Origin of the sequence: Paenibacillus sp. GCM10023252 (genome assembly GCF_042653305.1) — a bacterium.
In the GTDB taxonomy this organism is placed as follows: Bacteria; Bacillota; Bacilli; order Paenibacillales; family Paenibacillaceae; genus Pristimantibacillus.
In genome coordinates, this window is the sequence record NZ_JBHSHW010000036.1 from 142964 (window position 1) to 157151 (window position 14188).

General features: G+C 51.6%; 17 protein-coding genes. 4 read left to right on the forward strand and 13 right to left on the reverse strand.

Going from position 1 to position 14188, the window contains the following annotated elements; translation table 11 throughout:
• Window positions 1-119: 119 nt before the first annotated feature.
• Window positions 120-368 carry a hypothetical protein gene (locus tag ACFO9Q_RS20515; RefSeq protein WP_379185437.1) on the forward strand — a complete coding sequence of 83 codons (249 nt, stop codon included), beginning with the start codon at window positions 120-122 and terminating at the stop codon, window positions 366-368.
• Between the two features lie 11 nt (window positions 369-379).
• Complete coding sequence (gene dnaN, locus ACFO9Q_RS20520; RefSeq protein ID WP_379185438.1) at window positions 380-1513, forward strand: DNA polymerase III subunit beta; 1134 nt, start codon at window positions 380-382, stop codon at window positions 1511-1513.
• A gap of 13 nt (window positions 1514-1526) precedes the next feature.
• On the opposite strand, the gene ACFO9Q_RS20525 is transcribed toward dnaN, so the two are convergent.
• Window positions 1527-1913 carry a hypothetical protein gene (locus ACFO9Q_RS20525; protein WP_379185439.1) on the reverse strand — a complete coding sequence of 129 codons (387 nt, stop codon included), beginning with the start codon at window positions 1911-1913 and terminating at the stop codon, window positions 1527-1529.
• A 122-nt stretch (window positions 1914-2035) separates the two neighbouring features.
• On the opposite strand from ACFO9Q_RS20525, the gene ACFO9Q_RS20530 reads away from it, so the two are divergent.
• Window positions 2036-3244 carry a glycosyltransferase family 2 protein gene (locus ACFO9Q_RS20530; protein ID WP_379185440.1) on the forward strand — a complete coding sequence of 403 codons (1209 nt, stop codon included), beginning with the start codon at window positions 2036-2038 and terminating at the stop codon, window positions 3242-3244.
• 89 nt (window positions 3245-3333) lie between these two features.
• Here the strand turns inward: ACFO9Q_RS20530 and ACFO9Q_RS20535 are convergent, their stop codons facing one another.
• Window positions 3334-3765, reverse strand: coding sequence for a VOC family protein (locus ACFO9Q_RS20535; protein ID WP_379185441.1), 432 nt, complete (start codon window positions 3763-3765; stop codon window positions 3334-3336).
• 112 nt (window positions 3766-3877) lie between these two features.
• Entirely contained in the window at window positions 3878-4723 is an 846-nt protein-coding gene (locus ACFO9Q_RS20540; RefSeq protein WP_379185442.1) for an AraC family transcriptional regulator, read from the reverse strand.
• A gap of 224 nt (window positions 4724-4947) precedes the next feature.
• Between ACFO9Q_RS20540 and ACFO9Q_RS20545 the strand changes: the two genes are divergently transcribed.
• Window positions 4948-5499 carry a dihydrofolate reductase family protein gene (locus ACFO9Q_RS20545; RefSeq protein ID WP_379185443.1) on the forward strand — a complete coding sequence of 184 codons (552 nt, stop codon included), beginning with the start codon at window positions 4948-4950 and terminating at the stop codon, window positions 5497-5499.
• 35 nt (window positions 5500-5534) lie between these two features.
• On the opposite strand, the gene ACFO9Q_RS20550 is transcribed toward ACFO9Q_RS20545, so the two are convergent.
• The 10 genes from ACFO9Q_RS20550 to ACFO9Q_RS20595 all read right to left on the reverse strand — a co-directional run bounded on the left by ACFO9Q_RS20550 (window position 5535) and on the right by ACFO9Q_RS20595 (window position 13814).
• Window positions 5535-6506: a phosphotransferase family protein gene (locus tag ACFO9Q_RS20550; RefSeq protein WP_379185444.1), complete on the reverse strand. Its 972-nt coding sequence runs from the start codon at window positions 6504-6506 to the stop codon at window positions 5535-5537.
• An 82-nt stretch (window positions 6507-6588) separates the two neighbouring features.
• Window positions 6589-6948, reverse strand: coding sequence for a FixH family protein (locus tag ACFO9Q_RS20555; RefSeq protein ID WP_379185445.1), 360 nt, complete (start codon window positions 6946-6948; stop codon window positions 6589-6591).
• A 124-nt stretch (window positions 6949-7072) separates the two neighbouring features.
• Window positions 7073-8434: a PepSY-associated TM helix domain-containing protein gene (locus ACFO9Q_RS20560; RefSeq protein ID WP_379185446.1), complete on the reverse strand. Its 1362-nt coding sequence runs from the start codon at window positions 8432-8434 to the stop codon at window positions 7073-7075.
• Window positions 8435-8649: 215 nt separating this feature from the next.
• Window positions 8650-10695, reverse strand: coding sequence for a beta-galactosidase (locus ACFO9Q_RS20565; protein ID WP_379185470.1), 2046 nt, complete (start codon window positions 10693-10695; stop codon window positions 8650-8652).
• 180 nt (window positions 10696-10875) lie between these two features.
• A complete protein-coding gene (locus ACFO9Q_RS20570; protein ID WP_379185447.1) occupies window positions 10876-11421 on the reverse strand; it encodes an NAD(P)H-dependent oxidoreductase in 546 nt (181 codons plus the stop codon).
• A 101-nt stretch (window positions 11422-11522) separates the two neighbouring features.
• Window positions 11523-11951 carry a MarR family winged helix-turn-helix transcriptional regulator gene (locus tag ACFO9Q_RS20575; protein ID WP_379185448.1) on the reverse strand — a complete coding sequence of 143 codons (429 nt, stop codon included), beginning with the start codon at window positions 11949-11951 and terminating at the stop codon, window positions 11523-11525.
• A gap of 179 nt (window positions 11952-12130) precedes the next feature.
• Window positions 12131-12334, reverse strand: a complete 204-nt coding sequence (locus tag ACFO9Q_RS20580; RefSeq protein WP_379185449.1) for a hypothetical protein — start codon at window positions 12332-12334, stop codon at window positions 12131-12133.
• 7 nt (window positions 12335-12341) lie between these two features.
• Window positions 12342-12524, reverse strand: a complete 183-nt coding sequence (locus ACFO9Q_RS20585) for a hypothetical protein (RefSeq protein WP_379185450.1) — start codon at window positions 12522-12524, stop codon at window positions 12342-12344.
• 157 nt (window positions 12525-12681) lie between these two features.
• Entirely contained in the window at window positions 12682-13158 is a 477-nt protein-coding gene (gene greA / locus ACFO9Q_RS20590) for a transcription elongation factor GreA (protein WP_379185451.1), read from the reverse strand.
• 137 nt (window positions 13159-13295) lie between these two features.
• Complete coding sequence (locus ACFO9Q_RS20595) at window positions 13296-13814, reverse strand: hypothetical protein (protein WP_379185452.1); 519 nt, start codon at window positions 13812-13814, stop codon at window positions 13296-13298.
• Window positions 13815-14188: the final 374 nt, after the last annotated feature.

Sequence of the window (14188 nt, forward strand, 5' to 3'; positions counted from 1 at the left end):
TAGGTGTTCAGAATTTATTGGCAGTTGGTGAGGCTATATGATAAGCTTAGCTTAGATGATTATTTGAATTTAGTTACCTTAATCAATCATAATTGAACTTTTTGAAGGGATGAAAGTGTATGACGAACTCTGATCCCACGCTCAGGCTAGGAATTCCTAATGAAGAAGGCCAAGTAGCCATGATGTTCTCAAGAGGCGGCCCGCGAGCAGGTGCAGGCAGGAAGAGAACGGGTGAGACGAGGAAGGTATCTCTAACCTTGACAGATGAAGTATGGACGGCACTCGATCATCAATGCAGTGAATTAGATTGTTCCAGATCGGAATTGCTTCGCAGAATAATTGAGTCTTCTATGGATCAAGAGAGATAGGGGATGTGTTCATGCGTATTGAGGTAGCTGCACATACCTTGAAGAGTGCATTGTCTGCGGTCATGCCGGCCTTGTATGGCAAGAGGAATACGACCACTCCAGCCGATGTCGTTCTACTGGCTGATGCGCAAGGCTTAACGGTTACGGCTGGACAGACCGACATGGTGCTGAGCTATACCATTCCGAATCACCAAGCAAGACTACATATCATGAGGGCTGGTCAGGCTGCACTTCCTTGTTCAACTCTCAATGACATTATTCGCTCATTATCCGAAGAGATTGTCAACTTAGAAGCAAGCCAAGGCAACATCCTTGTCATTCGCTCAGGCTCAGCTGTATATGAATTATGCGGTTCTGAAGCACCTATATCAATCAAGTTCCCTAGCAATGCCTCTCCCTTAGCAACTGCACACCTTCCAAGCTCTCTTCTTAGACGTATAGTAAGAGAGGTGGCATGGGCTGCTTCCACTTCAGATGCTAGACCCGTTCTTAGCGGAGTACACTGTTATATGGACAGCAGCCATATTCACCTTACAGCAACAGATGGTGTACGATTTGCTTCAAGCAAGACAAGCCGCAGCCTCTCTAGTCTATTGGACCATCAGACAGGGATAGAAGTCATCATTCCTAAGCGTCATCTTGCCAGTTATGCGAAGCTGCTCACTGAGGAATGCTCTACTGAGATCGCATTATACGACTCCAGTATGACCTTGTCTTCTTCGGGCTTCGTCATGCAATCTTCCGTTATTGAAGGATCCTTCCCTTCTCTCGACAGAGTCTCATCTTCTTGTTATGGGAATGAACTTATCCTCTCCACACAGAACTTCCTCGCGATTGTCGAACGAGTTACCCTCTTGGCAGGCGACAGTCATGTTATTCAGCTATGTACCGTTCAGAATGGAACTCTTGTATTATCAGCGAGAGCTGCCACAATCGGACATGTATCCGAAGAAGTATATCCCCTAACCCGGATTGGCGAGATGAATACGATAAGCTTCAACGGCAGGTTCATGATTGACATTCTTCGTGCAATCCCTTCAGACAGCTTACGGCTCATGATATCTGGGCCGCGGAGCCCAATCCGGTTACAACCTATCGACAGAATGGATACATTCTTTCTCCTTACCCCCGTAATCACTCGTTAGAGCTAGCCCAAGGCTAACTCTTATCTGTCTCAGCAAGCTTCCTATCCAACAGAGCCATGAGCTGGGTCGCCGTGGCGCAGCCCTTCATCTCCTCTGCCGTGACAAGCTCAAGGTAACCACTATTCCGAGCCAGCAGCACGCAAGGATATTCGGTAGTCGGCAGATCTGGGTACAGCTCGTCCAGATGCAGGAACATAACGGTGTATGACTCTTCGAGCTTCTTCACATATTGCTTCCAATCCGTTCGCATACCAGTCAGTCCATAGGTGACCGCACACAGGTGACAGGGATAAGTCCCGGGGGAGACCAGCTTATGCACCATGTCCAGCATGCCGTTAACCAGACCGCTCTGCGCATTATAGATGAAGAGAAGCTGCTGATGTGTATGGATGATGAGCACTCCTTTTGCTGTCCATATTATTCCTTACCATTATGTACTATTAGAAGTACCAGCCCTATGAAAATATAATAATCAGAGGTGTATGTGGAACCTATAGCACATCTTAGAGAGGATTTTACATCATGATATTTTTCACCATTCTGCAGTACGGTCTATTATTCTGGTTCAGTTATTGGTTCATTGTATCACTGTTCGGCTTCGGCAAGGCTGGGGAGCTTCGCAATAAGGCTCCCGAGAAAAAGTTCGTTATCCTCGTACCGGCTCACAACGAAGAAGCCGTTATCGGTAACCTGGTTCAGAACTTAGGTAAAATGAAATATCCGAAAGAGCTGTATGATATCGTAGTCATCGCTGATAACAGTGATGACGATACAGCAGCAATCGCAAGGCGTCACGGCGCCATCGTCTTGGAACACTTCAGTGTACCAGGCGAACCCAAAGGCAAGCCTTATGCAATCAAATATGCTCTCGAAGAGCTACCTATGGAGAAATACGATGCGGTGTGTGTATTCGACGCTGATAATCTAGTGACGCTTAATTACCTTCAGCTAATGAATGATCACCTGCTCTCAGGTGAGCGCCTTATTCAATGCTATCTAGATAGCAAAAACCCTAATGACAATGTCATTAGCTTGGGTTATGCCGCTTCTTATTATTATATGAACCGCTCCTGGCAACTGGCCAAGTATCGCCTCGGCTTAGGTAATGCGGTTGGCGGTACGGGGTTCTGTGTAGAACGCAGCCTGTTGGAGGAAGTGGGCTGGACGGCTAAGAGCTTAACCGAGGACTTGGAATTCACCGTGCAATGCTTGTTGCGAGGAGAAAAAGCAACATGGTGTCACCATGCCAGAGTGTACGACGAGAAACCGACAGGATTCTTGGCTTCCTGCATTCAAAGGCTGCGCTGGGCAAGAGGTCATTGGGACGTATGCTTCAAGTATGCCGGGCCGCTTCTATGGAGAGCTGTGAGGAAGCTTGATATACGAGCATTCGACGGATTCCTGTATCTGATTAATCCTGGCAAAATCGTAATTGGCGCAATTGCGTCTGCAATATTCTATACGGCCTACTTCACAAACGTATCAATTGTAGAGCCGATTCTCCCCTTATGGGTGTGGCTTGGCTTAGTTACCTTCAACTTCATCTATGTATCAGCCACACTCCGTGATTCTGCACACAAGATTGATTGGTTCCGAGCCATCATCAGCTTGTTGTTCATCAACTACACGTATGTTCCGTTGTTCATGTGGTCGATGGTAACCTCCAGCAGACGGGTATGGGTTCGTACAGAGCATACTAAGAACGTCAACATTGAGGATATGAGGTTATAACGCTGAGTTTGACTCATACTAGACTAGAGTTGCCGCTCGGGCATTGTCCGAGCGGCTCTTTTTTTAAATCATCATATAGTTATAATGCTCTAGCTATAATATCCCTTCCCCTCGCCGCCTGTGAAGGTAGCGATATACCAGTGGTTGCCGAACGCGTCCTCGATGCCGGCACTCCGCTCCCCGTATGGCATGTCGGCTGGCTCATAGACGGATACCGCACCTGCGGCGAGTGCCCGCTCGTAGCACGCATCCGCATCCGGTACGAACACATGGAGCGTGTTACGGCGTGCCGGGTAGGCATCATGAGCATCAGATACCTCAATGATGCTGTCGCCGATTCGAACTTCGGCATGCTGGATTCGGCCGGAAGAGACTTCGGCTTGGTGCAGCACTTCCCCTTGGAATACTCCCTGGACGAACACAAGGAACGCCTTCGCATCCTCCACGGTGAAGTAGCTGGTGACCGAACGGAACCCCTTCGGGGCATAACTTGCTGGACTTGATGGTTGAATCTCGCTCATGTGATGAACCTCCTTCGATTAGTAGAGAATATGGTGAAGAAGCCACGGAAGGCCTCTTCCTCATCAGGATAGCCTGTGGCTTCTAGGTTGTATTGTATAATTCTGACCTTCGTCACGCTCGGACGGGAGTATGATTGGAGTGCCGCCCTGCGATTGGGGTATAGCTCGTTGGAGACAGGCCGGAGAACGACCGGAATTCCTTGATGAAGTGCGCCTGATCGTAGTAGCCACAGTCAATGGCCAGACCCGTCCAGTCCACTTCCATTCCGCTGCCGAGCAGGTGGAGGGCTTGCTGGAACCGAATCATCCTCGCGTACCGCTTGGGGGACAACCCCACCTCCCCTTGGAAAATCTCATTAAACCGCCGGTGGCTCATCCCCACCCCATCCACCACAACCCCAACGCTGTCCCGCTTCAGCCGCTCCAGAGCATGACTTACGGCGGCGCCATGATTGTCCCCCCGCCGCTGCTTCAAGAGCCACTGGCCATGCCGCGCGAGCAGCCGCCGCTCCATGGCCAGGAACTTCTCCTCCGGCGTGTCGCTCAGCCGGAGTTCCTCGCGCAGCTCGCCAGCCTCGCTGCCCCACAGACCATCCAGCGAGAGCAGCTGATCTCGCAGCGCAAGGCTAGTCGCGCCCAAGAAGGCCCGAGCTCCGCCGGGCTTGAAGCGAATGCCTGCCACCTCGGACGGAGCGCAAGTAGGGGATTGGCTTAATGTATCAATAACGAAGTGCCTTGTGTGCGGACCGCAGAGGATGGAATGGCTTAAGTGGTGGGGCTTGTTGTCTGCATCCCATAGGCGAATGGTCGGCTCCTTCAGATCGAACACCAGATCGACGGCCCCGCCGTCTGGGATAGACAGCTCCTTGTGATGAGACGGGGCATAACCCCTCATATACCAGAAGTACGTTACATAATCAGCGAGTGGCAGTGGCGGACAATAGGTACGGACGAGCATTTGGATAATCAGACTCCCTTCCTTCCCGGTACTTATACTGCATCACCCCCTATCTGGATGAGAATAGTAATTGTACATAGCTGCCTTCAGTCTATCATGCTGTCTAGACGGTAGCCAAGGAGGATAGTCGCAGTTGCGACTGGTTATATATAAGACGGAAGATGACTTATTTAAGTTTTATAATGGGTGGAGATCAAGGAAATTGTCGAGGGGAGCAGTTTGGGATGACACGAAAGGTTATTTTGGATTTAGCCGTTACTTTAGACGGATTTATTGAAGGGGTTAACGGGGAAGTCGACTGGTGCATCATGGACCCTGATATGAATTTCCATGACTTTTTGAACGAGATTGATACGATATTCTACGGAAGGAAGAGCTATGACTTATGGGGACAATTCACGCCAGATACGGAGCTTACAGAATCAGAACAGGAGATGTGGGATTCAATCCATAGTAAACAAAAATATGTGTTCTCCAGGAAGCAGCAGGGGACTGACGATCACGCTATCTTCATCAATGATTCGATTGCCGACGAAGTTGATAAAATAAAAAGGAAGCCAGGTAAAGACATCTGGCTGTATGGCGGCGGGAAGCTTATTAAAACCTTCGTTCATCTAGGCCTAGTGGATGAGTTCAGACTGTCCGTCCATCCTGTGGTACTGGGATCAGGTACTCCGCTATTCATGGATATTGGTCAGAGGTTGAACTTGAAGCTGGTTCATACTAGAACATTCTCCTCTGGTGTCGTGCAGCTCATCTATCGATTGAAGTCCTGAACGCGGACAGCCGGACCATAGATGAGCGGTGCGGGCTACTCGAGCCTATGCATGATGCTGACGAAGTACTCGTCCAGCCTCTCGGTTATTCGCTCATCCGTGAGGCCTGTCATACCGAGATCCGTCCAGCCGGCGTAGACGGTAGGCGGACCGAACAAGATATCCGCCAGGGAGACCAGATCCCAATACGGATTGTAATCGAACTCTGTATCCAGTAGCGCATGGGAATAGCGCATGTAGGCGCTAAGGAAGCTGTCTGCTTCATCTATGCCATACAGCTGAGCGAGGTTCACCCGGCAATGACCGATATCAACGCCCGGTGGACCTTCACAGGCGTTCACCCAATCTACTACACCGCCCACTGCCCCATCCTCCCACAGCACATTGTTCGGATGGTAATCCCGGTGGATGAAGCAGGTCGGGCTCTTGGGCCCGCCTCCTCTAAGGATTGCAATTGCCCGTGTCCACAGCTCTGGATAACGGGACCACTCGGGTACCTCGAAGGTGTCATGATTCTGATAGCTAGAGTAGCGCCAATGGAATCCATCTGCGTCATCAGGCGAGGCCGCTTCTATATCTACCGCATGGATTCGCACAAGGGCTTCAGCCAGCTTGTCCAGCCATGTATCCCGATCTGGCGGCTGCAGGATCACTCTCCCCGGCAGCATCGACATGACGACAGCGGGTATCCCGCAATCCGTGCCTGACTCATCGTAAGCGATGAGCTCAGGTGTCTGTATAGCTGCTCTCCCTGCCAGACGCAGGCTTCCTGCCTCATGGCGTGCTAGATCGGGCTCCTCTTGCAGCCAGTCTTGGTTCGTGAACTGTCGAACTACGATCTGCCTGATAGCCCCTTCTGCACTCTGTAAGATTACCTTATGCATCAATGCAGACATTCCGCCATACAGGCGCTCCGTCCCAAGGACGATTGCGCCCTTACCCGCTGCTGCCTGCACAGCCCATTCCTGCACACGGCTTGATAGATGGTCTTGCCGTTCGTTGTTCACACCTTCACTCCTCGTTACAGCATGGTCCAATGCCGCTGATGAATAAGACTATAGACAGTGAGTCCGCAGACGCACTCTCCCTCTACTTCAGCTGCGTGCGAATCGCTGCACCTGCGACCTTGCGGACGTGATTATCCTTCTTCAGGATGACCACCTTGCGCCAGTTCGCGTTCATGAGCATGGTCAGCTTCACCTCATAGACACCTTCGCCTGCAGGCTCCAGCTCGGCTTCCTGCTTGTGATCCATGCCAGTCATCGTGAGCGACAGACCTACCGAGTCGATCTCTGCCGGCTTACCATCCGCATCCCTCAGCTTCACGGTATACTTATGGTCTAAGGAATCGCCTGTAGACTCGTCGGCGAGAGAGACGCTTATCCCGTCGAGATAAGGGGTCGAGCCCTTCTCCCCGCTGCCTCCGCAGCCAGCGAGAGCCAGCATCATAACGGATAGCGCGAGGAGCAGCGGTAGCCTATTTAATTTTCGGGCTAGTTTGTTTAGCCCGTTTTGTTTTTCTGTTTTTTTCATCATCATCTATCGGGTGCAGCTCCTATCCTCTAACATCTGGCTAGGAACGACGCAGGCGCCTGGCCAGTCTTGCGATCAGATCAATCACGACAACTGCTAAAATAGATATCCCTACTAGCGGCATCAGTGCGGCTAAGAGGATCGTAAGGACAATAAGTCCGATCCGCACACGGTTGCCTTCCAGCTTCCTTGAAGCAGGAGCACCGAAGGAGCCCGCAGGCCGGCGCTTCCACCACATGATTATACCGCTCGCTGCGATGAGAACGAGTGACAAGCAAGCCAGCAAGCCAATCAGCAGATTAGGCCAGCCGAAGTAACGGCCTTCATGCAGAGCGATGCCGATCTCAACCGTCTTGTCGAAGGGGCTGTAATCCTTCCAGCGGTAATCGACTAGCACCTCCCCGCTGTACTGATCGATATTCATTGTAGCATAGTTGCTCACGCTCTTCGCCGCCCAGCCATAGGTGGAGATTACATACACACCGGTGTCGCCCTCCGGCATCGTAACCGTGTAGCCGGGCTCTATCTGCTTATCCGCTGCAAGCTGAATCATGTACTCAATGGGAAGCATACCCGTATGAGCATAGACAGATTCAGGAAGAGGAAGATTCTCCGCGGCCCAGTTCGTCTCTGCAACATCCTTCATGACCATCGTCGACTCTGCTCCATACAGATTCACCGGTGCATTCGACAGGTTGCCTGCCTCGACGACCTTACCTAGACGATCTCCGAATGAGCTCGCCCAAGGGAGGCCGGTCAAGATGAGCACCAGTAGAATGGCCGACATCCAGAAGCCGGTCGACGCATGCAGATCACGCCAGAACAAGCGCTTCCCCTGCCTCATACGAATGCGGAATACGTCCAGGAATGTCTGCTTGCTGCGCGGCCAGTAGAGATAGAGGCCGGTCGCCAGCAGGATAATGGCCCAAGAGGCGGAGAGCTCAACGATGATGTCTCCCTTCTCGCCAACCATCAGCTCCCCGTGCAGAGCAATGAGGATGCTCATTAGCCGCTTGTCATTCTGCAGCTCGCCGAGCAACTTGCCCGTATAGGGATTTACGAATACGGTATACGCGGTATCGCCCTTCATCAGGCCAATCTCCGTCGCCCGCTTCTTATCGTCCACATCGGTGAACGACATCACATAACCATCAGGATAAGCTTCCGCCACGGCGGCAAGCTGCTTGCTCGGAGGCAGCGCCTCGCTTCCAACTTGCACGTTATGCAAGCCCGGATGCATCAGAGGCTCCACATAAGGCTTGAATAGATAGAGTCCTCCAGTCACCGCCAACATGACTAGGATTGGTGCGAATAGCAGCCCGGCATAGAAGTGCCAGCGCCAGATGAAGCGATATAGTCCAGCACGGCCAGCCGTGTCTCCATGTACCTTCTGTTCATTCATCGCCGTATCTTCCCCTATTCTCTGATCTGTTCTCTGTATTCTCTCTTGTCTATAGACTTCCAGAGCATTATAGCAACTGGCGGAAGTTCCGTCATGACTCGATAGGGCTATAGGCAGACATAAGCAGCGTCAGGAACAACAGGTGGTTACTACAGAAAAAAAAGACACAAACAAGCCCCGTTCCCAAGAGGAACGGAGCATAAGCAAAACTAAACCTAACTGGGATAGGTTAATATAACCGTCCCTTGCGGAGGAATCATAATCGCCTCCGCTGCCGCTTCACCATTCAGGATATTCACAGCTGCTTGCCGCAGCTCCGGCCGAACCTCAATCTCGGCCTCGGTATGATTAAGCAGGAACAGATAATGAACCCCGTCCTTCGTCCGCCGACTCGCTTCGATGCCGGGATGCTTCGGAATGAGCGGCTTAATGTCAGCCGCCTCGCATCTCTCCCGTAGGAACGCTTGCATGAACGCAGGCTCCGGCGTCGTTGCCATATACCAAGCTTCCCCTTCGCCATACTTGTTCACCGTGAGAGCAGGACGGCCCTTGTAGAACTTGTCTCCTCCATATACCGCAGCCACCTCTGCGGTCTCAGCATGAATGAGATCACATAGGAATTCACAAGCGTATTCAAGCTGTTCACTTCCTGGGAACGGCCGCTCCAGCACGAGCTTGTTGTGCTTCCCAGGATACAGAGCATCAATCTCCTCCGACCAGATTCCGAGTAAGGAACGAAGCTCCCCAGGATAGCCGCCAACTGTAACCAAGTCGCTCTCGCTCACAATGCCGGAGAAGTAGGTGGTAATGATGGTGCCGCCTTGCCGAGCGAATTGCTCCAGCTTGTCCGCCACACCCGGCTTCACCATATAGAGTACGGGAGCGATGAGCACCTTATATCTGCTCCAGTCCGCGTCTAGTCCAACCAAGTCCGTCTGAATATGCTCCGCGTACAGCGCACCATAGAACTTATGAACCTCGTTCACATAGTCAAGATCATTACTTGGCCCGCTAGACAGCTCGACCGCCCAGCGGTTCTCCCAATCGTACAGGATGCCGACTTCGGCCTCTACACGAGCGTCGAGGAAGGCCTCTCCCAGCTGGGCAAGCTCTGCCCCGAGTTCTGCACATTCCCGGAACACCCTCGTGTTGCCATGCCCGGCATGTTCAATGACCGCGCCGTGGAACTTCTCGCAGGAGCCGGCTGACTTGCGCAGCTGGAAGAACATGACGGTATCCGCACCGCGTGATACGGCTTGATAGCTCCACTTCCGCATCTCTCCCGGCACCTTCAGACTGCAATAGGGCTGCCAATTCGCATGGCTTGGCGTCTGCTCCATGAGCATGAACGGCTGGCCTGCCTTCAAGCCGCGCATCAGATCATGCGTCATCGCGTTGACGCTAGGCGGCTGATGGGGAGCCGGGTAGCTGTCCCAGGAGATGACATCGAGCTCCTTCGCCCACCGGAAGTAGTCCAGCTCCTTGTAGGTCCCCATGAAGTTCGTTGTAATCGGAATACTCGGCGTGATGCCGCGAAGCTCCTCTCTCTCCAGCAGGTAGCACTCCAGCAGACTGTCGGATTGGAACCGGCAATAGTCGAGCGAGATACTGTTCTGATTGCTGCGCTGATAGTTCCAGTGAACCCCTTCACTAAGCATATTGGGCGGTACGATCTCCTCCCAATCGTAGAAGGTATGTCCCCAGAACCTGGTGTACCATGCTGTATTGAGCTGATCAAGCGTACCGTATCGGCCCTTCAGCCATGTCCGGAACGCGGCTGCGCACTGATTGCAATAGCAGTAGCCGCAATACTCATTCGAGATATGCCACATCAGCAGATTCGGCCAATCTCCATATCGCTCGGCAAGCTTGCGCGCAAGCCTAACCGAGTACTTCCTGTAGGTGGGACTATGCGGACAGGAGTTATGCCGGCCGCCATACTTCCGCTTCCGCCCTTCCCAATCGACGCGCAGAATATCGGGATATCGCTTCGCCATCCAGGCAGGGTGAGCAGCAGTGCTCGTTCCCATGCACACCCCAATATTGTGATCCAGCAGATGCTTCATCACCTCATCGAGCACCGAGAAGTCATATTCCTCCTCGCTCGGCTGAAGCATCGCCCAGTTGAATACATTAATCGTAGCGATATCAATATTCGCCTTGTCGAATAATTTCATATCTTCCGCCCAGATCGCTCGGTCCCATTGCTCCGGGTTATAATCTCCACCGTACCATACCTTGGGAAGCTTGTTATTAATCATGGTCTGCATCGTTCCTCTCTGCCGCTTCATCCTTGATGAATACAGTGTAGAGAATCGTCCCGACCATTGGCTATCCATATAATCAATTCTTTATGTTATATAATCAACGAACTCGCCTCAGCAGCTCTATAGAAGGTTATAAAAAAAAGCCCCGTTCCCAAGAGGAACGGAGCAGCCAGCTTACTTCTGATGAGAAACTTCTGCTATCGGCTGAGTGAGGTACGCAGCATAAGACTGTGCGTGACCTGCCAGCTCCTCATCGGTCATCGTTCGCACTCCGCTTAAGGAGAAGATCGGCAGGAAAATGGTGCCGACAAGATTACTTGTTGCACGCAGCGGCAGCAGCAGCTCCTCTAACGTATATCGGTTATATCCGTCTGGACGATACGCCTCCGCAGGTCCGCCGGTTGAGACTGCCAGTCCAAGCTCCTTGCCGTGCAGGCGATCCCCCCCGGAACCATAAGCCCAGCCATAGGCGAGCACTTCATCCTGCCACTTCTTCAGCAGCGAGGGGGAGCTGTACCAATAGAACGGGAATTGCAGAATGATACGGTCATGTGCCTCCAGCAGAGCTTGCTCCCGTGCTGCATCCACCTTCTCGTCAGGGTATACTTCATATAGGTTGTGAACGGTGACGTCTTGAACTGTGGCCGCCGTCTCGGCAAGCGCACGATTCACTCTGGATGCCTCCATCCGGGGATGTGCAACGATTACTAAGGTTCTCATAGTTGTTCCTCTCCTCTTCATATTGTGTGTACATACAACTAATTAATTGAAATAAAATACCCTGCCTCTGCATCATGCCCGCTCTTGACAGAGTATCGTCACTACCCCTCTTGCCCCAGCTTACGTCCCGTCTCGTACAATAGTGAGGTAACCTGCTTCCCCTGCTCGCTGCCAAGTACTTCTGAATACCGTGCACCAAGACTCTTCCACGCCTGCTTCACCGTCACCATGAGCTGCTGCCCGCTTGGGGTCAGGTCAATGCGAGAGATGCGGCCTTCGGTGCGTGAAGTGACTAATCCCTTGTAGACCAGCTTCTCTATGAACCTGGTAATGGTGGACGGAGTCACATGCAGAGCCTCTCCCAGCTCCTTCTGCGTGATACCGGGCTTCTCTTCAACGGCCATCAGCAGGAAGCCGTAAGTGGGTGACAGTCCTGTTGGCCCGAATGCCTCATCGGCCATCTTGGTTAATGAGCGATTCAGCAGATTCGACGCGAAGAACATGCAATGCTTAGCATAGTCATCTAACATGGACCATCCACCTCTTCTTCCCTCTAACCGCATTAATATTGTTTGTACATACAACTATACAAGGAGCTGAACCCTGCGTCAACCCCTGACACCCCCTCTGCTGAACTAATCTTCTCGAGAGAGTAGAACGAGTACGCCGACAGATAAGAGTTGTCAGTCAGCAGGTGTGCATGAATGATCTACCGCCTGCGCTTCAGCATTCGCTGCATCGCTCTCTGTGTCTGCTGAGCCTTCCTGCGTTCGACCAATCCTGCTCCAGCATCCGCTTCTGTCTCCTCCTTAAGCTTCTCTAATGCAAGCAGCCCTATACCGTCTCCTATGAATGACAGGGTAAGAGCAAGATAAGCCAGCTGATCTGACGTAATGCCTGTATCCTTCGCCACTATCCCTTCACCTCTTCCCTTCCTTCTCCTCTTCGCTGCTCTCAAGCCTTGCCTTCAATACGGATAACAACCCTAGCACATCCCCTACAACAATAATGACAGCGGACAACAAGGCCAGATCGTCAGCAGACAGATCGAGTTGGAGATCCAGATCCCCAGCAGGGTTCCTCTTGCGCACCTTACCAGGCATTGGCTCAGCTCCTCGCTCCACTAGATGATATCAGCCTATGCAGGCAGCAGCCCGGGAGTATAGACGAACGCCCACCAGCGTTGCAAAAAAAAACAAAAAACAGCCCCTGCCAGGTCCATACGACCTTGCAGGGGCTGCCACCTTCAATGGCGTGCGATTACGCTCGAATCTCGAGCAGCTTATATTGAATCTCACCCATGGGGGCAGCGACTGCGATGACGCTGCCCACTTCCTTGCCCATGAGCGCCGCGCCGAGCGGGCTCTCATATGAGATGTTGTTCTCGGCGACATTCGCCTCGGCTGCGCCGACAATCCGATATTCGAGCTTCTCATCGAACTCGATATCGTGAAGTACAACCGTACACCCTACGCTAACCTTGCTCAAGCTGAGCTCGGAGGCATCTACGACACTGGCTTTGTTGATCATTTTCTCAAGGATGATGATCCGTGTCTCCATGAAGGACTGGTCGTTCTTCGCTGAGTGGTACTCGCTGTTCTCCTTCAGGTCGCCGTAGCTGATCGCTAGCTTAATCCGCTCCGCCAGCTCCCTGCGCCCTCTCACCTTCAGATCCTCCAGCTCTTCCTCGAGCTTCGCCAGACCTTCCTTCGTCAGGATGATCTCTTCTTCCGCCATCTGCACACAACTCCTATAGAATATGTTCCCCCCATCATAACCTATATCGGGTGGTTGATGCGAATGTCCGCTCCGTCAAGGGAGGCAGATGGCAGCAGGGAGACAGATGCCCCCGCCTAGGTGCAGCAGAGTCGGAATTAATCTTTAAGTTGGGCTAGAAGCTTTGTAAGCTCTTCTTTATCCGCTTGGAAGAGCTTATCACGATCGAGAATAATAGTTATTTCCTTCAATTTCTCGGTCGTTATTTTAAGCTGCTCCCAATCTTTGTCCGTTAGTTCCCCCTTCATTGCTTTTGAATAGAATTTATAAATATCTTTCTCGTATAGCCCTAGTGTTGTAGAGAGGTGGCTTTGTACACCTAGGGCTGATTCAGCACTGTAATCGAAGAAATAACTTAATCCAGCAGTAGCAAAAACAAGCGTATGCATGCTGCTTATGACCTTAATATCCGGCTTTTTGCTCCGGTTGACAAGTACATTCTCCATGGAGGAAACTGCAGAACTCAAGTGACCTTCGAATATAGTAGAATTCTGATACAGCCGATACATTTCTTCTTGATTATCTTGCTTGACTGTATGTAAGTGATAGGCTCCCCATACATTAGCCAGAATGCTCACGGATAGAATAGCTGCGATTATCTTTCCTTTAGTTTCCATAGTGAGTCTCCTTCATGTTGCATGTGGCTATTCCACGACTTTCCAAGAACTACGTCCTTTTTTAATTAATATAACGTCCCACTCATATGTTTGTTGCTTATGATGAAACATACTGCTGTTCCAAGAAGGACGAGTATGAGTCCAACTATCCATAATTTACGTCTATTAAATAAAGTGATCTCACCCACCTCCAGCCCCTCCTTTGGCAAAAGAATATTCACGGATGTGCCTTGTCCTTCTTTTGCTTGTTGATCTTGCGTCTCACCCAGCGGTAGATCTTACGCGTCACAAGTGGATCACGTGGCATCACCTCCTCTCGGAAGGATGCGCCGTGACCGCTCCACCTCATTTTTGTCCCTGTTCCCAAGTATAGC